We start from the raw sequence: 25,836 nt of genomic DNA, 5'->3' as shown, positions 1-25,836 counted from the left end.
GGTGCTCACGCTCTCAGACGATCACCGCTCTGGCCGCCAGCGAAGCGCCAGTCTTGTGGTAGCTACTTCATGCTGGGAGGCGCACCGCCGAACAAAATCGATGTTGTCGCTTCCGCGTAAAGGCTTACAAGAACAACTTACCAAGTCTAGATGTTGAATTCTTCGAATGCAGCGAGGTTTGACGAAGAATTCCAGCCTGAACGAGCGCTTCGCCGCAGGAATTGAGATTTTTGGTTCTTGTGGAGTGACCTCTCTCTTCGGTATCGCGAGTCAGGGTATCTATAGCCATCGCGCGCAGCCGTGGCGTCCCAACGATATTTGTAAAGTGTGGTCGATGCCTAGAGTTGCCCAGCTGAGGTGCGGGGATCAAGTCGGCCACTTGGCTGACCAAATTCGGGCCGAGGCAGCTATAAGCCGAGGCTGAAACGAGCGCCTCTGAAAAGTGGCGTCCAGCTCCTCCTTTTCCGTCCTCACAAAAACGGTTCTATGAAGCCGCCTTCCGTTCGGCCCAATCGGGCGGCAGGTTGTGTAGTGCGTTGTGTAGGACGGGAGTGCGATGGATCTGGACCAAAGATTCCGGGTTTAGATCCGTTACGCCACAAACGAGCGCCCGCTCCAGCGACAAGAATGAGCGCACGCTTGGAGGCACTCAGAGCCTTTTCATTTGCGTTTTCATCCCGAATTTCCTGACTCAAGGCGTCGTGGACGCCTCCGTTCGAGCTTGCCGCGAACGTGTCAGACCGCCTCGCTGATTGAACGAGGAATGCATGATTTGTGGTCGACGCATACACTGGCATCAGCCGCTGTGTGTGCTTCCTTAGGTCGTAGGGACAGGGGTTTTCCGATGTCCATAGCGTCTCCGGGAGTTTACGTCGCAGCCCGTTGGATGATACCGGAGCAGGACCGACGAGAGGTGAGAGCGCATCGGGCAGGTTTTGAGCAAGGGAAACGTCAGGCGTCAACCTACTGTCTTCGGCTATCGGGGATGCAGATATTGCTGTTCGGCCAAGGCGAGTTCGTCATACCTCAGGAGCTCGAAAATCTCGCTGAGCGGCGCAATATGAGGTTCAATGCTGGCAACGCTCTCCTCAGCTGCGATACTATCGCAGACGCGTCGCATTGCAGCTGCCGCAGCTCGCATGGAGTGATTGGCCCAAACGACGGTGGAGATGCGCGCATCACGATAGGCGGAGACCGGCGTTTGATAATATGTCGTCGGAACGATCACGACAGGAAGCCGGTTCCCCCACTCGGTGACGAACGAAAGAATCTCATCCGCGGTACGTTCTCGCGAGTGAATCAAGATGGCATCCGCTCCTGCGTCCGCATAGGCATGAGCACGCAAGACGGCATCGTTCAATCCGTGACCGGCGATCAGCGCTTCTATCCTGGCCACGAGAAGAAGATGTTCCGCGACCCTATCCTTCACAGCCCGCAGACGCCCGGAGAATTCATCAATATCGGCGAGGGGATGCCGCTCACCAATGAGCGAGTTCATCTTCGGGAAGCAGCTGTCCTCAAGCGCGACGCCCGCTGCGCCAGCCTGGCAAAGCTTGCGTGCAAGGAGGCGGGCATTGTTGAAATTGCCGAAGCCCCCATCCCCGTCAACGAGCACCGGTACCTCAGTCGTATCCACGATGCGTTCGACGCTCTCGACGAGCTGGCTCCATGAGGCTTCGTTGGCATCGCGAAAGCCCAGCGAGCTGGCAATCGACAAACCAGACGCCCAGAGCCCCTTGAATCCCGAGCGCTCTGCAATTCTAGCCGAAAGGCCATCATGCGCCTCCATCAGAAACGAGAGCTCACCGTTCGAACAGACCTCGGCACGAAGCCTTTCGACAGTCGATGGCCGCGTGTATTGATGAGCTGCGGTGGGCCGAAGGGCTTGTGGTTGACACTGCATGCACAAATCCTAGAAGGCCGAGCTTCGATTGAAGCAAACGTCGCTGTTCATATCCTTTTGGATTGACGGCGATCAATGACCAGCTTTGGTAGTTTGTTTTGACGTAAAGGGCATGCATGATTGCCAAGGATTGACGTGAAACGCAAAGTCGCCGTTATGAGTGCATGGGCGTTGATCCCGCTCTCTGGCGCGAGGAACGCTTAGTGAAGTGGTGATGTTTCACACAAAGTTTGATATCGACCCTACGATTGTCCTAATGCCGTTGTGGCGTTTACGACATATGGCGCGAGAGCTCCTCGATATGGCCGGCTTGAGATGGCAGCCTCGCGAAAGTGGAGCCGCTATCTCCGAAGAACTCGCTCTGATTCGGCGAGAGTGTGCCTGGGCGACTGAATGGTATGGCATTTGCTGATTCCGTCCTTGTTCTCTCAAGCCCAGGAGAAAGTCATGGCGGATGTCGATGAGAAAGAGGTTGTGCTGTCGGAACGGGAAAGACAGTGTTTGCGATGGGTCGAGAAGGGGAAGTCATCCTGGTCGATAGGGGTCATCCTGAACGTCAGCGAGAACACCGTCAACTTCCATATCAAGAATGCGATGGGAAAGCTCGAAACGAGCACCCGGACCCAGTGTGTCGTCAAAGCGCGACGCCTGGGTCTTATTTAGACCGCGGTTCGCGGCGGGGCTTATTAGGCCGTGGATTGCTGTGGCGAAATACGAAGCAAATTGCGGCCTGCCAACTGTACTGCGATCAAAGAGGCGCTATACTATAAACATGGCGTGCTTCCATGTCGTCGCCTATCGTAATGGTGAGGCGCAACGCGGACGAGCGAGCCGACGTAGTGCCGCCGGCGCGTCACACTCTTGAAAGCTCGACGGTGAGCCCGGCCCCAATCGCCTGTCTCCCGGTTGCGAGCCCACTGGGCATATACCTGTCACAGGTTGAAGTCCGGTGATCATAGCGGCAGACGTCCTGAAGTTATAGCTATTTAAAGGCGGCTTGGACATGGCGCCGGACTTTGGGGGCGGCAGTGATAGTCGGCAGACGCATTTCCAAAACGTGCTGCTCGTAGACGTTGCTCGAACTCTACGGATCTACACGCCTCGCCTGATTCGGGTGATGCCCACGGAGCTGCGCTGGCTTGGTGAACGATCTTCGCGGCCCACCAATCCCGAGCTCGTCTTTTGAGTGATTAGAGCTGCGTGTGCTATGCATGCAATTCTCCTGTTAACCGTTAGTCACAGCAACGGAAGCAGAGGCAAAGGCGTGATCAGGACCCTAAGGCCTGGAATTGAAGTGTTGTTGCGTCAGGGAGGTTTCTATCGTTCGCCATTGAGCAGAGCTAGGCCATCCGACAAAAAAGAGCGCGAGCCCTTCGCATCAAGCCCGCGGCGTTAGTTATCGCTGCTCTTGATGATCGGAAGACTCTTCGCTAGATCACAAGCGTTCACCATGGAGGTGCCGCCGTGGCAATGGGTATTGTGAAGTGGTTCAATCCGACCAAGGCCCGAGGATGGAGGCCCCGATGTCTTCGTGCACCTCAGTGCCGTTGAAAAGGCTTGTTTCACCACCCTCGAAGAGGGAGCCAGCGTAGGTTACGAGCTAAAGGCCGGCCGTACGGGCAAGATGTCAGCTGAGGATCTCCGGGTTGGCTAATACGAGCACGCCGATGACGCCCTAAACGAGAGCACGGCTTGTCTTGAACTTGTGAGGATGATTGTGCAGTGGTGGCGACGTCTCGCTGACGTGACCGCCCCTTTCCGCGTAAGGAACGTAGATTAGGCCGCACCGCCGGCGCATGCGATCGTAATAGAGGTGAAGCGCGGGTGACGCAGGAGCCACCCGCTTATCGCGGGACAAAAAGGTCTCTCGGCGTGTGCCAGTAGGTGACCGTGCTCCCGGCGCAGCGATGTTTTCACCACTAGCTCCGCGCCGTGCTCTGGCTGTGGGTCCGCGCGTTTTCTCTGGCTGGATTGCCTGCTGAAGATGCTCCGTCAATCTATTTCTTGGTAAGCACGACCTGAGACGGGATCGCGCAAGTTTCGCGAGCATTCGCTAATTGCTGATCAAGGGCCTCTTGCGACGTCTGGCCGGCTCACGATCATTCCACGCAGTGCTGGACCTTCATCAAAAGCGCCCTCTCATATGGGTGTGATTGTCCCGGGCTCACCACGTCTTTCGTAAACAAGGACGGCACCGTTACGCCGGAAACCCTGCGAGAAGCTGACGGGCTTCGCCGCCGGCTCGAAAAAAGCGAGGTGCCCGTGCCGCTTCCGCTCGTGCCGTTTGCAGGCTACGATTATCCTAGCGCAATTGTCTAGACCACTGCCGGCGGCTTTGCCAACCTGCTTGCAGGGGGGACCCTGCAGACGCACCAGAGTAGGACCTACTGCGTTCTGAGTTTTATCGTCATTGACCTGCAGCGCAAAATCCCTGAGGCGAAGAAGCCGCGTCCCATCTCGATCGGCGGTATTGCCTCGGGCAATGTTACTCATGATCTAGTCCAAAGCCGCACCTTGGTAGCAGCGCCGGCCGAGATCATCATGTAAACCTCCTCGAATGGCGCCTTCCAAGTACCCCCGTCTGCCCTCCAGCCCCGCGCTACCAACGGACTTCATCTCGATCATCTGATCGAGCCGAGCCGGGAACGTCTTGTTCTCCAATCTCGCACCACTTCAGTCGTCGCGTCTCGCTCCTCGCCAACGCAGTCCGAGGCGAGCAAATAACGCCCAACGAAGTCGAAGGCCCCTTTTCGGTAGTTACGACAAAGGTCGCTTTCGGGCTCCCAATCAGCGGCTTGCGAGTTCTTCACGGACGGCGAGCTCTACTCGATGCTCGGCTGTTGATTGTTACTTTCGCGGCGGCTTTGCACCGAGGACGGGATGCGCATGGCTTCGCGGTACTTCGCGACCGTGCGGCGGGCAATATCAATTCCCGAGGCGCGTAAGCGTTCCACGATGGTGTCATCCGACAGGATCGCCCACGGCGCTTCCGAATCGATCAGCTGCTTGATGTGGTGGCGCACGGCCTCGGCGGAATGCGCCTCGCCGCCGTCGGCGGAGGCGATCGAGGCCGTGAAGAAATATTTCAATTCGAATGTGCCGCGATTTGTCGCCATGTACTTGTTGGCGGTGACGCGCGACACCGTGGTTTCATGCATCTGGATGGCGTCGGCAACGGCCTTCAGATTCAGCGGCCGCAGATGCGCCACGCCATGGGTGAAGAAGCCGTCCTGCTGGCGCACGATCTCCGTCGCAACTTTCAGGATGGTGCGGGCGCGCTGATCGAGCGCGCGCACCAGCCAGGTCGCGCTCTGGAGCGCGTCGGTGAAATAGGACTTGTCGCCGTCCTTGCCGATCTTATTGGAGAGCTCGGAATAATAGGTCTGGTTGACCAGCACGCGCGGCAAGGTGTCGCTGTTGAGCTCGACATGCCAGCCGCCATCTGGGCCCGGGCGGACATAGACGTCGGGCACCATGGTCCGGAGCCGCGCCGAGCCGAACTTCATGCCGGGCTTGGGATTGAGGCGGCGGATCTCGCCGATCATGTCGGCGATGTCCTCGTCGTCGACGCCGCAAAGCTTGCGCAACGAAGCGATGTCGCGCTTGGCCAGGAGACCAAGGTGCTCGACGAGGGCCTGCATCGCCGGGTCGTAGCGGTCGAGCTCGCGGAGCTGGATTGCCAGGCATTCGCTCAAATTGCGCGCGCAGACGCCGGGCGGATCGAATTTTTGCAGCACGGCAAGGACGTACTCGACGTCGGCTTGCGATGCGCCAAGGCGCTCGGCGGCCTGGCCGAGATCCGGCGGCAGATAGCCGGCCTCGTCGACGAGGTCGATCAGGTACTGGCCGATCATGCGCTGCGCGGGTGCGGTGAAAGGCGACCGAGAGCTGCTCGGCGAGATGGTCCGACAACGCTGTCTCGGCCGCGACAAAGGCTTCGAGAGTCTTCGTCACCCGAGGCGCCGCCGCCCATTCCGTGTAGGTGGTCGGCGCCGCGTCCTGGGCATTGCGCGCGGCCGCCTCGGCCCGCTGTTCGGCGCAGACCTCATCGACGGCAGTCAGGAAATCGACGCCAGATGCCTCGCCGCTGGCGGGCTCGAGCTCCTCCTCCACGAAGGTCGTGAGATCGAGACTGGACAATTGCAGCAGCTTGATCATTTGCATCGACTGCGGTGACATGACCAACGATTGCGAACGCCGGTACTCTAGTCTCTGCGCGATCGACATGGAGCAGAACCAATACTGAACTTAGCTGAGGTTCCTTCATCTAGTCAGGAGCTGATCCACGCGATTTGATGTCGCGCAAAAGCAGAGTCGGCGTGGGAGGTCTCGTGCGAACGACTGGAAGGACGGCAGATATGCCGGAGGAATTTGTGGATAATTGAAAGGCTCTCCGGATGCTTACGTCGTTCCAGTATGATGCTGATCCTCTTCTCCGAGCGTTGCCGGCGTGTCTGACGCTGAATGCTTTAGCACTTGTTCTGTCGGCGCTTTACCTGGTCCGATTTCCGCTTCGTCTCCGCTCTTGGTGGCTACGATGAACTGGAAATCCTCGCTCTGTGCGGGTCCTCAACTCGTCCACAAGTGCTGACGGTAAACAGGCTCTTGCCTTTTCCACGAATCAATTTTCGGGCTGCTGTAGCCCGTTGCAGGCCTAGACCGGCCACGGGAGTGAGTACGTCTTCAGCTGCGTGAACCCGCGCATCGCCTCGAGAACACCCTCTTTATAGCCAAGCCCAGATTGCTTGATCCCGCCGAAGGGCGTCATTTCGGTCCGATAACCGGGAACTTCCCACACGTTCACGCTTCCTACGTCGAGACCATTGATCAGTCTTGTGACATGATCAATCCGGTTAGAGCAAACACCCGCGGAAAGTCCAAACTTGGTAGCGTTCGCGATTGATATGATTTGATCGATATCGTTTGGACAACGGATGATCGGCAGCACGGGCCCGAATGTTTCCTCAACTACAAGTTCGGAGGTCGCTCGAACATGATCCAGGAGTGTAGGTGGATGAAATGCGCCGTCGGGCCGACTGCCAAGTAGCCGGACCGCACCATCATCAATCGCGTCGGCAACCCGTCGAGCGATAAGTTGAGCAGCCTCTTGGCTGATCACGGTCCCGACGTCCACAAATGGATCGCTGGGGTCGCCGGTCATGAGCTGCCGCATGTAATGGAGCGCGCGATCTGCAAAATGGTCCGCGATAGTTTCGGCTACCAACGCCCGCTTGACGGCTGTGCATCGTTGACCCGAATTCTTGATTGCACCTTGGACGGCTAAATGAGCTGCACGTTCGGGATCAGCATCCTCAAGAACGATGATTGGGTCGTTACCTCCGAGCTCGAGTATGAGCTTCCGGTATCCGGCCCGCTCGGCGATGTATCGCCCCACGCAAACGGACCCCGTAAATGTCACGAGCTCCGCATCCGGGTCGGTGAACATAGCATCTTCCAACGAGTCCGGGGTTCCCGTCAGGATTGAAAGCATCTCCTCCGGCAGTCCCTGCTCGAATAGTATCCTGCCGAGTGCCAGGGCAGTCAGTGGAGCTCGCTCGGATGGCTTTAGGACGACGCGGTTGTTTGTCGCGATGGCGGGAGCGAGTTTATGGCTGACAAGGTTGAGAGGATGATTGAATGGAGTGATTGCGAAGATCACACCAACAAGAGGTCTGCGCATGGCAAAGATGCGTCGTTCGTGAGGAGTTGTGCCGATGTCACATGGATAAATCTCGCCCTCGCTCTGAATCATTGCGTGGGCGGCAAACGACCAGACGTCGCAGGCGCGTTTGGTCTCATGCAGGGCGTCTTTCAGGCAGAGACCAGTCTCCGACGTAATTAGCCGAGCAAGCTGATCTTGATCTCGTCTTACCGCGCTTGCGGTTCCAAGGAGAATATCCGTCCGTTCGCGGCGAGTCAGCCGAGGGCGAGTTCGCGCGGCCGCCTCAAACGCTTTGCGGACATGGTCAGGTCTTGCCTGCGGCACTTTGCCTACAAGCATCGCCGTGAAAGGATTACTCACTTCGATCGTCAGGTCCGAATGGGAAGGCGAACCTGCTATGAGCATCGGATGATAGTCTTGATCGATATCAGGCATGCGATAGCTCAATCGGGATGTGAGTGTGACATTGCTGGAATGTGTCGCGTCTTCGTCGCGAATAGATGCACTGGCGGCGAGCGAAGCCGTCGGGGCGGTTGTTTGATTGACGGTCGCTTTGGAAAGGATTGCCAATGAAGACCAAGCGCAGGATGGCCCGAGTCGTATATGATGGCTTCCGGTGCATCACAATTTCCTTCTACCAAGCTGTAGCTGGCACGCTGCCGTGGTTGTGCAGCGCTCGCCGGAATGTGGTCTTGTTTTGAAGAGGCGAATATCTAGAGGTGACGCGAGGAAGCCGCGACGGATGCTGCCGATTGACCTTGCCGACTATGAAGTGAGGGCCACTCGTCCTCAAGCATTGCTGCGTGACAGCTATGAGATGATCTGACCGCTTACAAAGGGTGGCGCTGCGATAACCGCAGCCTGAGGCGACGGCGTCGAGGGATGATGTTCGTGAGGTCGAGAGCTGACCACCTATTGAAACGTAGCCTTCGTTGTCTAGCACCAGGTGGATCAGATTGTTTGGGCTTGCGTAGCCAATGGTCGACAGAGCCCCCATGTGCATCAGTACGCTGCCATCTCCATCCAATGCCAGGACCGTTCTGGCAGGCGCCGTAAGAGCAAGTCCTGCAGCGACCGCGCCACAATGCCCGAGCGAGCCCTGGACATAGAAATGCAGCGGGCGATCCCAGACCCGGACAGCTCACGAGAGATAAATCCGGACGTAGAAAGAATGAGGGTATCGGAGTCGATCTGCTTGCAAATCGTCTCGATGACTTCCCCGACGCTGAGCCCATGGTCCATCGTGCTAGGCGGTCGCTTTACTGCGTTGCAACTGGATAGCTGGCCAGTCCGAAAGAGCAGCGCAAACGGTGCCCCTATGCGTAATAGTTCGTCGCTACGCGCGATCGCGCGATCCGTGCCGGTATCAGTTCCATCGAAGTCGCACCACTCAATAGAGAACAAGTCCAAGAGGGCCATTGTCTTGGCCCCCATAATCAGGTGTTGTGGCTCATCCGCAGGCTCATCGGGGTGACCGCGGACGGATAGGAGGAGCAGGACAGGTATTTCGCTGACCATTAATAGTGACGTCAGCGGGTTGATGATATTTCCGAAACCGGAGTTCTGAAGCGCCACGACCGCTCGGCGACCAGACAGCACCGCACCCGCGGCCAAGGCAACTGCACTGCCTTCATTAGCTGCGGGAATAGCCAGGAATCCAGGCTGACGAGCTGCTTCGTCGAACAGGTCAGCAAAGTGTGAACAGGGGACGCCGGAGAAGAGACTGTACCCAGCCGTCCGGAGCTTCGACAACAGAACGTTGGTCTGAATCGGCATGTCGCACTCACGAATTGAAGAAGAGCAGCGGCAGCATAAAATGCGTCCTCGAGCTGTCTTGATCTTTTAGGTGGTCTTTCGCGCGACAACCAAGCTGCGGTTGCAGATGGATTTGTGATAACCGATTTGCTCGAAGCCAGCGTCCTCAAGCATCGTGCGGATGTCCTCGAAGCTGTAACAGCAGCCCTCGTACCCTGCCGTGAGCAGCACGGAATATTCTGCTTCAGCAGCCGGAGACGGATGGCCTCCACGGTCGTCCGGGTGGCAGCTGAAAATCGCCACGCGCCCGCCTAAACGAAGAGCGTCGTAGGACTTGTTCAGGAAAGGCGGACCTTGTCTGATCCCCAATTGTGAAGAACGTGCGAATAAAGATGGAGGCTTGCGTCCCTTGGTAGCGGGTCAACGAACATGTCTCCAGCTATGACTCGGGCGCGATCGGGGTAAAGCTTCCGCTCCGTGAGGCATCTCCGCGCCAGCTGATCAACGGGCGGCCGTTCCAGAATCGTTGCTGTGAGTGCGGGATAGCGCATTAGCAAATAAGCGGAATACACGCCCGATCCACCGCCCACGTCGATGATGGAACTTTCATCCGTGCAATCAAGAAGAGTTGCGAGGTGTGGCGCAAAAACCTGCCCTCGCTCCTCCATCCCGCGTGTGTTCAGGTCAGCGAACTCGTCGGTCTGCATCAGGGCGTCCCAGCTCTTTGTCACGCCGCGCCAAACGTGCCAGGTGTTGGCGCCTCCATCTCGTAAAACTTCGTAAAGCTCTCGAACAGAAGACTTATACTTCATCGTTGCAATATACGATGCGACGCTGTCCGGGGATTTGCCACTCAGATACCGAGCGGACGCTGCGGTTGCGGTCAGCCGGCCGGCTTCGTTGGTGATGAGGCCCCACGATTCAAAGAGGCGAAGCATGGTCCGCGTCGGACGCTCCCGAAGGGAGAAATGGACCCGAAGCTCCTCCTCCGTTACCGGATGACCGTCAAGGTAGGTGAAAAGATCAAGCCATGAGACACCCGCAATATAGAGATCCGCGGCATACGAGCTGTCACGCCACCTGATTATCTGCGCTAACTCAGGCCCGCAAGTAGGGCCATCGGGCGAGCCTTGCGATATTGACGCGGCGCCAGATGATAATGCAGACGATTGCATGATCGCATGTCCCTCTAGATCAAAGTCATTCAGAGTAGATGAGATCTCTCATCAAGGCCGCCACCTCTGAGGGAGCCGGGGCCGCACGAAAGACGCTGAGGATGCGGCGGCTGAGAGCGGACCGATCGGCAGCACGAACGCCAGAAATATCTCCGGTGACATCTGAGCCAGCGTGCTTGCCGAATGCGCGTCCGAGCCATTATGCGCTTCCATGAGCTAGAGAGCTCCTGCTGCATTCGACCGCTGACGGTACGCAAGCGCTCGCCCTAATCTGCAGTAACGCAAGTCTTTCCACTGAATCAATTGCGAGGGTTGGTAGTTGACTAGAAGAACAGAGCGACACGCCGCCACCATATTAGATCTTGTTCGGCAGATAGCCGAGCGCAAGCGGACGCGTTGTCTCATTCCGCACATTTTGTGGTAGTTACTTCAATGCGCCATTGAGTCCGACGAGATGCAAAGTCTAGCCCTTGTCTCGCGTCATCAATTTCGTGCTGGACGCGATTGGTACAATTATTGCTGCGTTGGCCTCACTTCCTCTACGAGAGCAAAAAGAGCGCATACAGCCTTGTCTGCATCTAGCTGTTCCTGCATTCTGCATAGATTCGGCAGTTCATCCCGCCGTGGACAGGCAAGTGCCGGCCACTTAATGGCATTTTGCTTCTTCGAGCCGGATCTTGAGTGTCCTAGTCATTGTCGCTCGGGTCCACGTGATTTCCGCCGTGCTCAGGCTCGCTTCCGAGTACCGGCTACACGACGGGCCCTTGATCGCTGTACCACGACGGCCGGATACTCATGGCCTGCTAAGCAGCGGCGCGCTCGCTCGTAAAGATGCGGATTCGGCAAGTGATATGTGGGGCATGGTATGGATAGCAAAAGGAAACCGGGGGTATTGTCACATCTGAGATTAATCGAGATCGGCAGCTCGGACGCAAGCAGCTATTGCGCTCGATTGTTCGCAGATTTTGGGGCTGACGTTCAGAAGATCGAGCCGCCGGGGGGAGATCGAATGCGCCGTACTGCGCCACTCACTCCCAGAGGCCATAGTGCGTGCTTCGCATTTCTCAATTTGAACAAATCAAGCACTATCATCGATCCTGCGGAGGCGGGCGCGATCACGCGTCTAACTGCACTGATCGAGGATTGCGACGTCTTGATCGATGGTCGGGATGTTGAGTCCGCGTATTGCCCGCCCATTGATGTCGCTGCGATCCGTGACCGGCGCTCCGGCTTGATCCACGTTGAGGCGAGCTGGTTCGGGCGTGCAGGACCCTATGCAGACTTCGCAGCGACAGATTCGACCGTCCGTGCACTTGCTGGCCTCGTCAAGCTGGTTGGGCCGGCAGAGGGGCCGCCTTCGCACGCTCCAGATTTCCAGACGGGTGTTCTTGCTGGCCTATGGGGTTTTATAGCCGCGGCTTCTTCGGTGGTTGCTCGAATGCGCGGCGGGCAGGGCCGGGGCTGGTCACTCAATATTTTCGAATCGAGTATCGCTCTGAGTGAATACCTCATCTTTGAGGCCTCGGCGCATGGCGACGTCGTACGCCGTCTTGGCGTCAATCGCTTCTGCCCGATCTTTCCAGCGGGTATTTACGAAACAAAAAAAGGATGGCTTGGCGTTACAGCCTTCACACCGGCTCAGTGGAGAGCGTTTTGCGATATGCTCGACCTTTCCGAACTTGCAGACAATTCGGATCTGCTCCTTGGCAAGGAGCGTCTGCAGGACATTGAACAGATCGAACAACAATTCGCACCGAGGCTGAAAACGCGTACAGCGCAGCAGTGGTTTACCGAGGGGCGTAAACGTAAGATTCCTATCGTGCCAGTACCCCAAATGTCTGATCTTCTCCACGACGGTGAGATGAAGGAGCGCGGCGCGATCGTGCCTTTTCTCATTGACGAAGAACAGGGCCTGACCGCGGGCCCGATGCAACGCTTGACGTTAACGCCGCCGCGCCGAGGTGGTAAGGTTCCGGTTCCAGGCGAACAGCAAGCTATCACGAACGTCCGGAGGCGTCTGCCTTCACCTTCAGCGGCCTGCACTGATGCCGGACGCCCGCCGTTGGATGGAGTTCGTGTAATAGACTTCTCGATGGGGTGGTCAGGACCGTTGTGTACGCGCATCCTGGCGGATCTTGGTGCGGACGTCATCAAAATCGAGGCCATCCAACGCCCGGATTGGTGGCGCGGCGTTGACCGACGCCCAGCTTTCATCGAAGACAAAATGTACGAGCAGGCGCCATGCTTCTGCATCATGAACCGCAACAAACGAGGAATTACACTCGACCTCACGCGGCCACGAGGTCTCGCTCTTGTTAAGCGCCTTTTGGCGCAAGGTGAAATTGTTGTCGATAATTTTTCAGTGGATGTCCTGCCGAAGCTCGGACTTGGTTGTGATGTGCTCCGAGCGCTCAACTCTCGACTGGTTAAGCTGTCGATGTCGTTTGGCTCGGATAGTATTTATCGCGATTGTCGGGCGTACTGCTCGACTCTCGAACAGGGCTCGGGCTTGCCGACTGTGGTCGGAAAGTCCGACTTGCCGCCCGTGATGAGCCATGTTGCCTTCGGAGATGCTATCGGCGGATTGAACGGCTGCGCCGCAGTTCTGATCGCGCTGATTTGTGCCCGTGATGCCGGGCAGGGGCAGCTTATTGACCTTGCCCAGATCGAATGCATGCTGCCATTTGCGGCGCCATGGCTCACTATCCAGTCGATCGATCCTATGCCGCCGAAAAGGTACGGCAATCGACATCCGCAGTTCGTGCCTCACGGCTGCTTTCGATGCGCGGGCGAGGATAACTGGCTTGTAGTAGTCGCCACCGACAATGAGATGTGGCAGAGGCTTGCCAGTCTTATTGGTCGACCAGAGTGGGCCATGGACGCCTCGCTTAATTCTACAGAAGCCCGCCGTAGCATTGAGGACAACATCGAGAACGCTATCGAAGCCTGGACGTGCAGCCGTGATGCAGATCAGGCGATGTTCGATTTGCACTCGATAAGGGTTGCTTCTGGCGTAGCTCGGCATCCAATCGACCTGCTTCAGGATACCGATCTAAGGTCGCGCGCATTGCTGCCGCAAGTCGAGCGCCCTTCCATAGCGGCGCATCTACAGCCATCAATGCCGATCCGCGAAGGGATCGGACCTTATACCTTTCGTGCGGCGGTGCCGACGTGGGGGCAGCACAATAGCGAGATCTTGACTGGGCTTCTCGAGCTCTCCAATAGCGATGCTGCAGAGTTGGCGAGAGAAGGCATCACCGGGACGACAGTGCTCTGCGAGGGACCTTTAAGGCAAAGAGTGCGTCTTCAGGACAATCGACCCAGGTATTGTGTCCGGAAGCGGCTGTCGTGTGCGATGATCGCGGCACGGTCTCGCGTCCTGGGCGAAAGTCGTGATGGGATCACGGATAGGTTCACATGGACGGCGCGAAAAGTATCGGTGGCATAGTCTCACCCAGCCTGTGCCGAGCTCTCACCGTGTCGCGGCGCTTCAAGTGAGCAGCCGCGGGCACCCTTGAAACATACAGCTAAGCGAGCATGACCACTAAGCGAGCATGACCACTATGTCTGATCAATCAAGCCCAAACCGCGTTATCATTGTGCTATTTAGCGGGCTTCGGCCCGATCTTATTAGTCGATCGCTGACGCCGAATCTGGACAGACTCAAGCGCCGCGGTGCTACGCTAGCGCGGCAGCGCACAACCTATCCCAGCGAAACCCTGAATTCACTGACGAGCCTTATCACTGGCGCAACGCCGGATCGTCATGGGATTGTCGGCAACAGGTTTCTGGACCGCGTGGCCGCAGCGCCGCGCTTGATCGATACGAGTGACGACCGCCTGGTCGAGGACCTCGATGCCGCGAGCGGCGGCCATCTGGTCGGTGCGCCGTCGCTGGGCGAGATCCTCGCAACGAACGGCAAGACGTTTGCGGTTCTCGCCTCCAATTCGGCCGGAGCAACTCGCTTGCTGAACCACAAGGCGCGATCCCTCAGCCAAGTGACGCTCTCGGGTCATTTCGCTCGCGTCGCCACGTCGGCCGCAATGCTCGAAAGGGTAGAGGCGCGGCTTGGGCCGACGCCCGCGCCGACGCCTCACGGTACGCCGGATCTGGCCGCTCAAGCCTTTCTGACTTCGGCGTTGCTTGACGAGGTCTGGCCTCAAATTCGGCCAGATGTCGCAATTCTCTCCTTCGGCGAGCCTGACACCTCCTCGCATCATTGCGGAATCGGCGCGACGCCGACGCTGGAGGCGATCCGCTTTCTCGACCGCCAGTTCGGCCGGGTGCTTGATTGGTGGGAATCTGAAGGTGCGCCCAAAGGTGTGCATCTTATCGTCGCATCCGAGCATGGTCAGGTCACGGTGCACGCTCAGGCTGATCTCTTGGACACGTTGAAGGCGACTGGGATGCGTTGTGGCCAAGTGCCAGGACCCGGGATCGACGCGGTCGTCATATCGGGTCAGGTTGGCGCCATTTACCTGACGGAGCCATCCGACCGTGCCATCCGCCGCCTGGTTGGGGCAATGATGGAACGGCCTTGGTGCGGACCGGTTTTTACAGCCGCTAAGAGCGGGGAGGATGGGATCGCCTCAGGTAGCCTTGCCCGTCATCTGGTCTTCGCCGATCATCCCCGGTCGGCTGACATATTGTTTTCGTTTCGGGGAGACGATGGTCTCGATTCCTTTGGCTTTCCCGGCCGCTGCTGGAGCCCGAATTCGCCGGTTGGGTTCGGTGTGCACGGCGGGCTGCACGCCAAGGAAATGTCGTCGCTCGGCATCCTAGCGGGCCCATTGATCAGAAGCGGCGTGGAATCGCGTGTGCCTTCGGGTATCTGCGACTTTGCGCCGACGGTACTCAGTCTGCTTGGCATTTCGCGACCGTCCACGATGACCGGCCGCGTCCTCGCGGAGCTCCTTATTTTCGGTGCAGAGGATCCTCCAACCATCGAGACGGCTCATAAGGCGAGAGCCGGTGGATACCGGCAGGAACTGCGTCGCGTGCAGGTTGGCGCGACAATCTACGTCGATTCGGCGGATGCTTCTTCATCCAATCACCGGAGTTGATCGTACGCGGAGGTCATCACGACCCATGAAAAAGCGCCGCTTGTCGCTCTTTTCGGTCTGGTGACCGCAACTGCAAGCGTCAAGCAGGGCAGCGAGTCAGATTGCCTCGGCTTGGCTGTCCAAGGTGGGGCTCACAGCAATGCTCTCGGATTTGAAGCAAGAGAGCTATGCCGTTCGCTTTCAGAAGCAGGCCAGCACAATCAAGCTATCGTGGGCTGTGCCAGATTCCGGCGGCCATAGTTGGCACGAGCGTAGTGAGTTAGCCTAGCTCTTGCTCCGTTACTTGCCAAGGACTGTATAGTTCCTCCTGACTGGGCTTGTAAGGGAGGGCGACGCAAGATCCTTAGATGCCTCAAGCCGCAGATTCCTCGGCGACAACTGCAAAACGCCGACCGAGATCGCCCGCGCGAGCAGCCAGCCGCGCAGGTCGTAAAAAGGCGCAGCGTCAAACCTTCCGCGATCGTCGTGAACCGCGCCCCTGCGCGGTTGGATCAAACGTCAGCTTTCGCGAAGATGCGTTCTGCAGTACGTAGATCTTCCGCGTCGTCGATTTCGTACCACCTGAGATCATCGCATCTTACGGCAGCAATTTGCAGGCCCTGTGTTTCCACGAGATAGGAAAGAAGCTCCTCAGTGTAGCCCTGGGTAGCTCCGGCCTTGATCATATCGTCTAGGGCCGGAACGACTTCTGTCCGCAGAGTAGACGCGGACAGCCGTAACAGATTCATCGTCTTGTAAAGAGGCGGGTCACCCGCGATAAGATTTCTCACTGTTTGTTTCAAACGAAATTCTGAAATAAAGCCAAGATCGGACAACAGGACGGCTGATCCCTGCATCAGCTCGTGGAAGGGAGCGACAGCAGCTGCGTCGGGCGCTGCACTGAAGACCAGCCGCCGCAATACGTTTTCCTCGAAGAAGACGTCGCCCTCAAGAAGGAGGTGGTCCCCGGAAACGAGCGCGTCACGCGCCAGCCAGAGCGAATAGGCGCTCCCAGTACGGTCGTAAACCGGGGATTCTACGTATTTGATTGCAACACTGCCAAAGCGGCTGCCGCAGGCGTCTTGGATCGCCTCTTTGCGATACCCGACAACAATCGTCACCTCTTCCACGCCGACCCGCCCAAGGTTATGTAGCGCGTTGTGCAGGATGGGAGTGCCATGAATTTGGACTAGAGGTTTCGGGTTTAGCTCCGTTAGCGGCCGTAGTCGACAGCCCACTCCCGCGGCTAGAATAAGAGCATGCTTGGGAACATTCAGAGGCATTTCATTCGCCTTCTTCATTCCGAGTGTCGCTCCGCAACCATCGTGAACGCCTCTGTTCAGTGTTGCCTGCCGCGGACTTTTCCGACCACACCAGGTATTGAATCGGGTAGGCGTGAATTGCCATCAACGCATACACCTGCATCAGCCGCTGCGTAAGCTTCCTTGAGGCATCAGGGGCAGATGTTTAGCCACGTCGGGAGCTGCCCAGGATGTTAGGTCGCGGCCTTGCTGGGTGACACTGGAGCGAGACCCGACGAGAAGTCAGAGGCGCATCGGCTGGGTTTTGAAAAGGAAACTTTAAGTGCCACCCCCGCTGACATGGACTAGCTGGGCTGCAGATATTGCTTTTCGGCCACGGCGAGTTCGTCATACCTCAGGAGTTCGAATATCTCACTCAGCGGCGCGATATCAGATTCGATGCTCGCAACGCTCTCTTGAGCTGCGATGCTGTCGCAGATGCGCCGCATTGCAGCTGCCGCAGCTCGCATGGAGTGATTGGCCCAGACGACTGTGGAGATGCGCGAATCGCGGTAGGCTGAGACTGGCGTTCGAAAGTATGTCGTCGGAACAATCACGACAGGGAGCCGGTTTCGCCATTCGGTGACGAACGAAAGCATCTCGTCCGCGGTACTCTTTCGCGAGTGAATTAAGATTGCATCGGCTCCCGCGTCGGCATAAGCGTGTGCACGCAAGATAGCTTCGTTCAATCCGTGCCCGGCGATCAGCGCTTCGATCCTGGCCACGAGAACAAGATTGTCAGCGATCGCATCCTTTACAGCCCGCAGACGACCGGAGAACTCATCGATATCGGCGAGCGGATGCCGTTCACCAATGAGCGAATTTAGCTTCGGGAAGCAGCTGTCCTCAAGCGAGACACCCGCCGCGCCAGCCTGATGAAGTTTGCGTGCGAGGAGGCGAGCATTGTTAAAATTGCCGAAGCCGCCGTCTCCGTCAACGAGCACAGGTAGCTTGGTTGAGTCCACTATGCGTTCCGCGCTCTGGACGAGCTGGGTCCATGAAGCTTCATTGGCATCGCGAAAGCCGAGCGAGCTGGCAATCGACAGACCGGACGCCCAGAGCCCCTTAAATCCTGAGCGCTGGGCGATTGTGGCGGACAGACCATCATGCGCTTCCATCAGAAACGAGAGCTCATCATTCGAGCAGACCTGGGCGCGAAGTAGTTCGACTGCCGACGGACGAGTGCATTGATGACCTGCGTTAGGCCGAACGGCTTGTGGCTGATACTGCATACGGAAATCCTGGAGGCCGAGCTTCTATTGGCTCAAATTTCACTGTTCATATCGTTTTGTCGTGATGTCGATCAATAACCAGCGTTGGTAGTTTATTGGGGCGCAAAAAGCCTGCATGATCGCCATAGGGTTGGCGCCGAACGCTAGCCTGTCGTTATGGTCGGATGAGCGTCGAGCCGACACGCTGGAAAGGGAAGCTTTGGTGCAAATGAAGATCTGAGCTCGTGAGCCACGTGCTACGGCCCTTCACAGAGCATTCAGCCTTGGCGGGAGGAGCGCCTAGCCAAAAGGGTGATATCCAGCTCACGCAGATGTTGAAATATCGACTGCTGCGATTGTCGTAAATGCTGCTATTGCGTTGCGACATATGTCGCAATCCCGTCGAGGGGGCTGCAGTTCGATGGCAGTCTCCCGACAATAGGCCGGCAATCTCCCAAGAACTTATCCTCCTGCGAGAGTTTGCGTGTGCCATTGAGTGGCATGGCACTTGCTGATGCCTCTCCTGCTCTCTCGAGTCCAGGAGAAATTCATGGCGGATGTGCAAGAGGTTGTGCTGTCGGAACGGGAAAGACAGTGTTTGCGATGGGTGGAGAAAGGGAAGTCATCCTGGGTCATCGCAGTCATCCTGGGCGTGAGCTATAACACCGTTAACTTTCATATCAAGAATGCGATGCGAAAGCTGGAAACGACCAGCCGCACCCAGTGCGTCGTCAAGGCGCGGTGTCTGGGTCTTCTTGACTAACGGCCGCAGTTTCGTTGCCGCTGAAGAGGGCGTGCTTCTATTTCGTCGCCGATCGTCACAGGGCGCCGTGGACCACTAGGCGAGGTGAGATCACCCGCGGATATCGCTCTTCAATGCGCGAGGCCGTCGGATCCCTATGTTAACGTTGTGATCGGTCTGGCCCCCCCCTTTGCTGATGACGCGGGTATGCGTGTCGCAAGTTGAAGAGAGGTGATCGTAGCGGCTTAGCTACTGAAGTCGTGCTCATCGGAACGGCGGGGTAGACGGCCTGGGCCGGATAGGCAGACGGCAGTGATAGTTCGTAACGCAGTTCCGAAAGCGTGCCGCTGGTAGACGTTGCACCATACGCGAGCGCTCTGCGCGCTCAACCAAGTGCGGGCGATCGTCGCAACCGTAGCTAGCTGATTGAACTATCCTTTCGCGGACCGGTAATGCGAAGGTTGCGTTTCTCGGTAATCTAGCGGATTCGAGCCATAAGCTGGACACGTTGCGGCGAGCCGCGATCCGGCCTTTTCTGCGGCAGGTGACCCGAAGTCGATGTGGCTGAGTTGGACCACGACCAGAGACGTCGAATTGGCACTATCAGGACGGCGTTGAGGAGGATTCGAGGCGCGGAACACGACCACAAATCGGTACGCAATGAACAGCTCATATACATCTCCGCGAGGTGGGTACGCCTCGTACGGAGCCATTAACGACGCACGCCCCCATTAAACTGGTCAAACATTCGAGCTGCAATTTCGCTGTCGCATAGTCGGGAGCTGGCCATTGTTTGTGCCGCCTGCAGAGCATCAAGCCGACCACATCGGAGGTATCCTCCTCACGGTATGAAAGGGGCATGTCATGGGAAGGGATCGTATCACCGCACAGGGCCGCAACCTGATAGAGCCAAGCTCCTGGCCGCGGCAGCTTGAAAGAGGCTTCTCTGCAGGTTTCTACCTCGCATCGGATGCGCTGACGCGCCACGGAGGACGACGCCAGGAGCCCTATTGGGCCGTCCATATCGTACCGTCGGGATGTCGGAGCGGGCGGCCCGCCGAAGAACCTGATCTGGTGCTTGTACCTGTTGTTGATTGTTGGCTCAATCTCAAAACGTATTGCAGCGTAGACCGATTCTCGTCGCTTTCTACTCTCCTGGTCTTGAGCACAATCCTCTCCGCAGTCAGTCAAGCAAGCGAGTTATCGACCCACTCGTGTGTTTTGCAGGGAAAAGCTCCTCCAACTTCACTATGCTTGCAACCAACGGGTCGGAGATCGCCAACCATACTACATGATGTCAATCTGGCTGATGATCAATGCGCTGGTTTTTCACGTGATGATGCCCCGTCGACAGGACCGCCCGGAGACGCCAGCAAGGAGGACCTCAGATCCGGAGGTAAAGCGGCATCTTTGCTTTCCGAGTCTTTGCCACTGGATACCGAAAATGCTGACGTCGTCCGACAGGCGGTCCACCCACACGGTGCGATGTCCGCTTGGCATCTAATGTCGGCAACCGGACAGGCTCGTGCAGCCCCGAACGGCTGAAACTCGCGTCTCTTTAGCCGGCACGCAGCTTGCAATGGATGGCCCGCGACATAGAGCAAGCCGCGCTATGTCATGCGCTTGCGTGCTTTCCGCCGCTTCTGCATGACGCGCCAGGGCCCGCGAGCCTGACCGCTCGACCTCCGCCGGAGCAAGTCCATGAATACATCACTCTTCTCCGCCCCCGCTGCTTTCGAATGCCTGCATCACCTCCACGGCGCTTTCACAGGAGCGAGCGGATGCGGCGGTGACTGACGACCCATTCCTTTGGCTCGAGGAGATCGAAGGGCTAAGCGCGTTGGCTTGGGTTCGCGCCGAGAACGAGAAAACGCTCGGGGTGCTCCAGTCGGATCCTCGCTATCGGCGCTTCTACGAACAGGCGCTCTCCATCCTGCAGTCCAAGGATCAGATCGCAGATGTTCGATTGGAAGGGCGCGATTTGGAGAGTTTCTGGCAAGACGAGAACCACGTACGCGGCGTCTGGCGGCGCGCCACGCCTGAGAGCGATCGTTGTCAAGATCCAAAGTGGGAGACCATCCTCGACGTGGATGCCTTGGCCGTCGCCGAAAAAAGAAACTGGGTCTTTCAAGGTGCGAACTACCTTCCGCCTGAAGATCGCCTCTGCCTGATTAGTCTTTCCGATGGCGGCAAGGATGCCGTGTCCATACGAGAGTTCGACCGCGACGCCAAGACCTTCGTACCACGGCTTTTCTCTCCCAGAAGGCAAGCAGCACGTCAGCTGGGTCGATCGTGACACACTTCTTGTTGCACGGGACTGGGGTGAGGGGACTTTGACGGAAGCCGGCTACCCCTTTGTGGTGAAGGAGCTCAAACGCGCTGAGCCGCTCAGTGAGGCTCGTGAGATCTTTCGTGGCGAGCCCACCGACGTTCTGACGTACCCCTTCGTGGTTCGTGACAGCAGGGGTCATGTTCATGCGACCGGCGCGGGCCGCGCGATCAGCTCTTTTGAGTTCGAGTATGTGGTCTTCCGCGCCGATGGGCCCGTCAAGCTCAATCTGCCGAAGAAGGCAGCGATGAATGGCCTAGCGGGTGGTAACCTGCTTGTAACGCTTGCTGAAGATTGGATGCCGCCAGGCAATATCAGCTTCGCCGCCGGATCGCTGATCTCGTATGACCTCAACGAATGGAAACAGGATCCGCTGCGCGCCAGACCTTCGCTTGTTTTCCAACCTGGGCCCCGGCAGGCCCTGAGCGGGTTAGGCGCCACAAAGAATTTGTTGATCTTGACGATCCTCGAAAACATTCAGAGCAAAGCGTTCGCATATACGTACGATCAGGGAGCTTGGTCGGCGACGCCGATCCCGCTGCCGGAACATGCAAATGTCGGCCTGTCAGGCATCTCCGATGAAGCGGACCAGGCCATGTTCACAGTTTCGAGCTATCTCAGGCCAACCTCAGTCTGGTATTTTGATGCCGAAAGCAAAAGCCTAGAGGAATTGAAGACGACACCGACTGCCTTCGATGCGTCCAATCATGTCATGGAGCAGCTCGAAGCCACTTCGCGCGATGGCACGTCAATTCCCTATTCTCTGGTGCGGCCGAAAAACGCAAAGTTTGACTGCACGATTCCGACACTTCTCTATGGCTATGGCGGTTTCCAGGAGTCGCTTCTGCCATCGTATCTGGGACCGGTGGGGCGGCTCTGGCTCGAACAGGGCAATGCCTATGTCGTTGCGAATCTGCGCGGGGGCGGCGAGTTTGGTCCACAATGGCACCAAGCGGCGCAGGGAGCAACGAAGCAGACGACATGGGATGATTTCATTGCCGTTGCCGAGGACTTGATCCGCCGGAACATCACAAGTCCGTGCCGGCTAGGTGCGATTGGCGCCAGCCATGGCGGCCTGCTCGTTGGCGCCGCAATCACCCAACGTCCCGAGCTCTTCAACGCGGCGATCATCCAGGTGCCGCTGCTTGATATGCTTAGATACACCAAACTGGGCGCGGGCGCCGCCTGGATCGGCGAGTACGGTGATCCCGCCATTGCCGAGCAGCGTGCGGGGATCGAAGGCTACTCGCCCTATCAGAAGCTGGTGGCGGGCAAGACCTATCCCGCTCCCTTAATTCTTACCTCCACCAAGGACGACCGTGCGCATCCAGCGCATGGCCGTAAAGCTGCCGCGAAGCTCGCCGCGCTGGGCCAGCCTTACTTCTATTACGAGAACATCGACGGGGGACACAGCGCCATGGCCAATCTCGTGGAAGATGCGCGTCAACTCGCCCTGAAATACACCTATGCATCGAGGCGGCTTTGTTCTGAGTAAAGTCGGTGGACGGGCTGATCAAAGCAAACAAATCGAGACCATCGGTTATCTCAACGCCTTCACGGTGCTCAGTTCGTCGGAACCCAAGGCGAGAGGCTGAAGAGCCGCCGGCGGCGCGATGAAGTTCGTCAGAGGCGCAAGTTACCGGTTTGAACAGGCTCCCCCGGTGACGAGCGGGTTTTCCGGCTTCCCAAATACAACGAGACGAGCGGACAACTTGCCAAATGGGCTTCCTTCAGGATTGTCTCGGCGGACCCTGTTCGTTCGACAGGGCGCGACGTGCTATTGACATCCGAAGACGAACCGCCAAAGCGCAGCCCTGCGGCGTCTTCGCTTGAGAAAGCATGTCAGGTGGCTTCGATACAGGCATGCTCGCATTGATAGTCCTGCTCGGCGCTGCGCAAAGGAGTTCACGACCGCCCTGTCGTTCAACGTCGATGAAAACGATTCCGCCGGTTTGGATGAGCGCGGCATGTTCGAGGCTCCCCAGGTCTTCTGCAAGCCAGTCGCGTGCGGCGAGTGAAACGAAGGTCAAACGTCATCTGGGCTGAAGCCGTGAGGCAAAGTGTCGTTGACGTCAGGACCCTTCTGTCGCTTGCACAATGCGGCCGCAGCTAGACCACGCGATAAAACACCCACGTGAGCAGCGCGGCGACTCGTCTCTTGCCAACCCTCTTGATGGCCGGGAGACTCTTCGCTAGATCACAACGGTTCACTATGGAGATGCCGCCGTGGCAATGGGTATTGTGAAGTGGTTCAACTCGACCAAAGGTTATGGGTTCATCAGGCCTGAGGACGGAAGTCCCGATGTCTTCGTGCACATCAGTGCCGTCGAAAAAGCCGGTTACACCACCCTCGAAGAGGGGGCCCGGGTAAGTTATCAGCTCAAGGCCGGGCGTACGGGTAAGATGTCGGCTGAGGATCTCCGGGTGGGCTGATCTGACCTGTCTCCGGAAACTGGACTCTGCAAAGCATGTTCTCGCACCTGCCCGGCGATGCCGTGTCACAGTGCCGGGCATTCGGCCTTTCGACCTCCTCTTCCAGGCATGGGCTGTCTCGCAAAACATTTGAGAGCCTCGATCTCCTGAAGCCGTTGACCAATCGCTGCAGCCAGAGTTACAGCCTTTCCCAGCCAGGTCGCAGTGCCAAATCGACCTTGTCACGGTCTATTTGCTTCAGCCAAAAATGGTTGTGCCGGTCGGCAAACAAGAACAGCCTTTTGACTTTCATGCTTCTGGAATTGCCCAGCAGCTTTTGCAGCTTGTGGGGATTGAGCTTGCACAAGCTATCAACAAGCATCTCGGCCTCCTGGAAGCTCTCGCTATGCGCCAGCTCGTCGAACAGCCGGGAGGCATGTTCGAGGAGGTTTGGCTTTCTGCCAAAACGCTCAGTCGTATTAAGTATTTTAGCTGTATTTCAAACCTGCGATTTCAACCGGCGCGGCGGAGCGCCGCGAGGGCCATCCTGAAGCGGCTCTTCCTCACCGTGAGGGGGGATAGGATTGCGCACCTTGTGAACCAAAAAGCGGACGCGGCTCTACACGCGCTGGATCTGGTTTCTCTACGAATGGCTGTTGGGGCGCGAGCTCAATCTGCCCGCAGCAGACAAGGTCTTCTACCAGCCGCGACAGGGGCAATGTGCGAGTCTTTACTTAGGTCATGGCTCTCGCTTTGGAGCAATTGGCCGATCTCTGACAAGGTCGCGCAGGACCGGAGAAGGTCGCTAGCAAGGCGGTGGAAGATCTGGAACATGCAGCGACGGACATATGACCTTACGTTCAGTGGACCACGGGGGTCCCGACATTGCGATGCTTCTCAGCATGAATTGCCCGGCGCCCACAAGCGCGGACGTTCTTGAGAGGCTCAGAAAACGGCTTCTCGAAACCCCGAGATGGTCCGAGCTCCGCATGTCGAACTGCGTTACGGGCATTCAAGTGCTAAGCCTCCCACAGAGATCTAACAGGGCAGTTACAATCATTTCGGTTCCCCGTCAGCTTCTCGAAAGCTAAGCCTCGTAGCGAGAACGTGTTTATCCAGGTTCGGCGTTCGCTGCTCAGACAGGAGAATTGGATGGATCCGTTCAACCACCTCCACCCATTCGAGGCCCCAGATGTCGAGGCGTATGACGACGAGCTGGAACAGCAGCAGGAGTACCGGGCGGGGTTTCAGCAGCACCTGAACGAGTGGCATCCGCACGAGCGCCCGCCCCAGAATTCAAATAGCCTCGGCGACCGCGTTGCGTCGAACAGAGATGCGGATTTTTTGAGAATGCCGCACGGGGATCGCGCCGGACAAGGCACCTCGCGGTTGCCCTCGGATTCGCCCGCCTTCTCTGGACAAGGGATCAATCAAGATCTGCTTTTTCCGGCCGCGGATCGGGGTGGCCAGTTGCCAACCGACAGTTTCAGTCTGACGGATAGTTGGCACGGCATGGATGGAGCTGCCGATTGGCCGACGCAAAGTCTCGATCAGGAGGAGCATTGCTGGGCGGATGCCGGTGATGCGGTGCCTGAGTGGCCAACGACCACGGCAATTCCTTGGCAGCAAAATCTCGGAGCATCAATCCTTGGTCGACCGGGCGATGGCAGTACGACGGACCTTGAAGACCCCGTCCTCAGGCAATCGCGGCTCGACCACATCTTGGACACCTGGGCCGGCGAGGAGGGGCAGACGCAAGACGAAGACCGCCAAGAGGCCGTAAGGCGAATAAGAGCCTGGGCAGAGGCAGGCGACGTCTATGCAGGGCTGGAGCTGCATGATCTGGGACTGACGACACTGCCTGCCGCCCTTCCGCCCGGGCTGCAGTCGCTCAACGTCAGCGACAATGAGCTGGTGCGCCTGCCTGACACCCTCCCGTCCGGCCTCCGGACGCTTGGCGCCAGCAACAATCGGTTAACCGGCCTGCCCGACACCCTCCCGACCGGACTTCAGTCTCTGGTCATCGGCAGCAACCAGCTGAGCGGGCTGCCCGAAACGCTTCCGGAGAGCCTTTCGACACTCGCCGTCTGCAGCAATCGGTTGACCAGCCTGCCAGACAACCTGCCGGCCGGGCTCCAGGACCTCGATGTCCGCGGCAACCTGTTGACCCGCCTACCCGACACCTTACCGACCGGACTTCAGTCGCTTGCCCTCGGCAGTGCGGATTCCGACGAAGTCGCCCGGGTGTACCGATATGAAGTCGCCCGGGGATTCCGAGACGATGTCGCCCACCTTTCCGATTTG

General features: G+C 57.9%; 16 protein-coding genes and 3 pseudogenes. 9 read left to right on the top strand and 10 right to left on the bottom strand.

Annotation, left to right across the window (positions count from 1 at the left end):
• Positions 1-976 precede the first annotated feature (976 nt).
• Positions 977-1,903, bottom strand: coding sequence for a phosphoenolpyruvate mutase (aepX, locus tag XH98_RS17485; protein WP_271619385.1), 927 nt, complete (start codon positions 1,901-1,903; stop codon positions 977-979).
• Between the two features lie 447 nt (positions 1,904-2,350).
• Here aepX (XH98_RS17485) and XH98_RS17480 point away from each other — a divergent pair, with 447 nt between their 5' ends.
• Together XH98_RS17480 and XH98_RS17475 are read left to right on the top strand one after the other, a co-directional pair.
• Complete coding sequence (locus tag XH98_RS17480; RefSeq protein WP_271619384.1) at positions 2,351-2,566, top strand: helix-turn-helix transcriptional regulator; 216 nt, start codon at positions 2,351-2,353, stop codon at positions 2,564-2,566.
• Positions 2,567-3,367: 801 nt separating this feature from the next.
• Positions 3,368-3,557, top strand: a pseudogene (locus XH98_RS17475) (cold-shock protein).
• A 1,168-nt stretch (positions 3,558-4,725) separates the two neighbouring features.
• On the opposite strand, the pseudogene rpoN reads toward XH98_RS17475, so the two are convergent.
• From rpoN to XH98_RS17450, 6 genes and pseudogenes are all read right to left on the bottom strand, one after another.
• Positions 4,726-6,130, bottom strand: a pseudogene (rpoN, locus tag XH98_RS17470) (RNA polymerase factor sigma-54).
• A gap of 427 nt (positions 6,131-6,557) precedes the next feature.
• Entirely contained in the window at positions 6,558-8,000 is a 1,443-nt protein-coding gene (phnY, locus tag XH98_RS17465; RefSeq protein WP_271619383.1) for a phosphonoacetaldehyde dehydrogenase, read from the bottom strand.
• Between the two features lie 199 nt (positions 8,001-8,199).
• Complete coding sequence (locus XH98_RS41145) at positions 8,200-8,682, bottom strand: thiamine pyrophosphate-dependent enzyme (protein ID WP_442868603.1); 483 nt, start codon at positions 8,680-8,682, stop codon at positions 8,200-8,202.
• Positions 8,568-9,341, bottom strand: a complete 774-nt coding sequence (locus XH98_RS17460) for a thiamine pyrophosphate-binding protein (RefSeq protein WP_271619382.1) — start codon at positions 9,339-9,341, stop codon at positions 8,568-8,570. The genes XH98_RS41145 and XH98_RS17460 overlap by 115 nt, the downstream gene beginning before the upstream one ends.
• Positions 9,342-9,407: 66 nt before the next feature.
• The gene (locus XH98_RS17455; protein ID WP_271619381.1) at positions 9,408-9,623 is read right to left on the bottom strand and encodes a hypothetical protein; all 216 of its coding nucleotides are present in this window, start codon (positions 9,621-9,623) and stop codon (positions 9,408-9,410) included.
• A 35-nt stretch (positions 9,624-9,658) separates the two neighbouring features.
• Entirely contained in the window at positions 9,659-10,258 is a 600-nt protein-coding gene (locus tag XH98_RS17450) for a methyltransferase (protein ID WP_271619380.1), read from the bottom strand.
• A gap of 1,102 nt (positions 10,259-11,360) precedes the next feature.
• Here XH98_RS17450 and XH98_RS17445 point away from each other — a divergent pair.
• Positions 11,361-13,943 carry a CaiB/BaiF CoA-transferase family protein gene (locus tag XH98_RS17445; protein WP_271619379.1) on the top strand — a complete coding sequence of 861 codons (2,583 nt, stop codon included), beginning with the start codon at positions 11,361-11,363 and terminating at the stop codon, positions 13,941-13,943.
• Positions 13,944-14,049: 106 nt separating this feature from the next.
• Positions 14,050-15,558: an alkaline phosphatase family protein gene (locus XH98_RS17440; RefSeq protein ID WP_271619378.1), complete on the top strand. Its 1,509-nt coding sequence runs from the start codon at positions 14,050-14,052 to the stop codon at positions 15,556-15,558.
• Between the two features lie 491 nt (positions 15,559-16,049).
• Here the strand turns inward: XH98_RS17440 and XH98_RS17435 are convergent, their stop codons facing one another.
• Both XH98_RS17435 and aepX (XH98_RS17430) read right to left on the bottom strand, forming a co-directional pair.
• Positions 16,050-16,820, bottom strand: coding sequence for a phosphocholine cytidylyltransferase family protein (locus tag XH98_RS17435; protein ID WP_271619416.1), 771 nt, complete (start codon positions 16,818-16,820; stop codon positions 16,050-16,052).
• A gap of 323 nt (positions 16,821-17,143) precedes the next feature.
• Positions 17,144-18,070 carry a phosphoenolpyruvate mutase gene (aepX, locus tag XH98_RS17430; RefSeq protein WP_271619377.1) on the bottom strand — a complete coding sequence of 309 codons (927 nt, stop codon included), beginning with the start codon at positions 18,068-18,070 and terminating at the stop codon, positions 17,144-17,146.
• Between the two features lie 529 nt (positions 18,071-18,599).
• On the opposite strand from aepX (XH98_RS17430), the gene XH98_RS17425 reads away from it, so the two are divergent.
• The 4 genes from XH98_RS17425 (at position 18,600) to XH98_RS17410 (ending at position 23,553) form a co-directional block, all read left to right on the top strand.
• Entirely contained in the window at positions 18,600-18,812 is a 213-nt protein-coding gene (locus tag XH98_RS17425) for a helix-turn-helix domain-containing protein (RefSeq protein ID WP_271619376.1), read from the top strand.
• Positions 18,813-20,580: 1,768 nt separating this feature from the next.
• Positions 20,581-21,087, top strand: coding sequence for a hypothetical protein (locus tag XH98_RS17420; RefSeq protein WP_271619375.1), 507 nt, complete (start codon positions 20,581-20,583; stop codon positions 21,085-21,087).
• Between the two features lie 37 nt (positions 21,088-21,124).
• Positions 21,125-22,615 (top strand): prolyl oligopeptidase family serine peptidase, encoded by a 1,491-nt coding sequence (locus XH98_RS17415; RefSeq protein ID WP_271619374.1) that lies wholly within the window; start codon positions 21,125-21,127, stop codon positions 22,613-22,615.
• A 731-nt stretch (positions 22,616-23,346) separates the two neighbouring features.
• Positions 23,347-23,553 carry a cold-shock protein gene (locus tag XH98_RS17410; protein WP_027575593.1) on the top strand — a complete coding sequence of 69 codons (207 nt, stop codon included), beginning with the start codon at positions 23,347-23,349 and terminating at the stop codon, positions 23,551-23,553.
• Positions 23,554-23,731: 178 nt separating this feature from the next.
• Here the strand turns inward: XH98_RS17410 and XH98_RS17405 are convergent, their stop codons facing one another.
• Complete coding sequence (locus XH98_RS17405) at positions 23,732-23,947, bottom strand: type IV toxin-antitoxin system AbiEi family antitoxin domain-containing protein (RefSeq protein WP_271619415.1); 216 nt, start codon at positions 23,945-23,947, stop codon at positions 23,732-23,734.
• A gap of 737 nt (positions 23,948-24,684) precedes the next feature.
• On the opposite strand from XH98_RS17405, the pseudogene XH98_RS17400 reads away from it, so the two are divergent.
• Positions 24,685-25,836, top strand: a pseudogene (locus XH98_RS17400) (NEL-type E3 ubiquitin ligase domain-containing protein); the annotation flags it as partial.

The sequence above is a fragment of the Bradyrhizobium sp. CCBAU 51745 genome (assembly GCF_028128715.1).
Taxonomy (GTDB): domain Bacteria; phylum Pseudomonadota; class Alphaproteobacteria; order Rhizobiales; family Xanthobacteraceae; genus Bradyrhizobium; species Bradyrhizobium manausense.
The sequence above is the reverse complement of the archived record's forward strand: the minus strand, read 5'-3'. Positions and strand labels throughout refer to the sequence as shown.

Bases quoted from the DNA above. Each gene is read 5' to 3' on its own strand.
- aepX (WP_271619385.1), bottom strand. From the start codon at position 1,903: ATGCAGTGTCAACCACAAGCCCTTCGGCCCACCGCAGCTCATCAATAC.
- XH98_RS17480 (WP_271619384.1), top strand. From the start codon at position 2,351: ATGGCGGATGTCGATGAGAAAGAGGTTGTGCTGTCGGAACGGGAAAGA.
- phnY (WP_271619383.1), bottom strand. From the start codon at position 8,000: ATGCCTGATATCGATCAAGACTATCATCCGATGCTCATAGCAGGTTCG.
- XH98_RS17460 (WP_271619382.1), bottom strand. From the start codon at position 9,341: ATGCCGATTCAGACCAACGTTCTGTTGTCGAAGCTCCGGACGGCTGGG.
- XH98_RS17450 (WP_271619380.1), bottom strand. From the start codon at position 10,258: ATGCTTCGCCTCTTTGAATCGTGGGGCCTCATCACCAACGAAGCCGGC.
- XH98_RS17445 (WP_271619379.1), top strand. From the start codon at position 11,361: ATGGATAGCAAAAGGAAACCGGGGGTATTGTCACATCTGAGATTAATC.
- XH98_RS17440 (WP_271619378.1), top strand. From the start codon at position 14,050: ATGACCACTATGTCTGATCAATCAAGCCCAAACCGCGTTATCATTGTG.
- XH98_RS17435 (WP_271619416.1), bottom strand. From the start codon at position 16,820: ATGCCTCTGAATGTTCCCAAGCATGCTCTTATTCTAGCCGCGGGAGTG.
- aepX (WP_271619377.1), bottom strand. From the start codon at position 18,070: ATGCAGTATCAGCCACAAGCCGTTCGGCCTAACGCAGGTCATCAATGC.
- XH98_RS17425 (WP_271619376.1), top strand. From the start codon at position 18,600: ATGGCGGATGTGCAAGAGGTTGTGCTGTCGGAACGGGAAAGACAGTGT.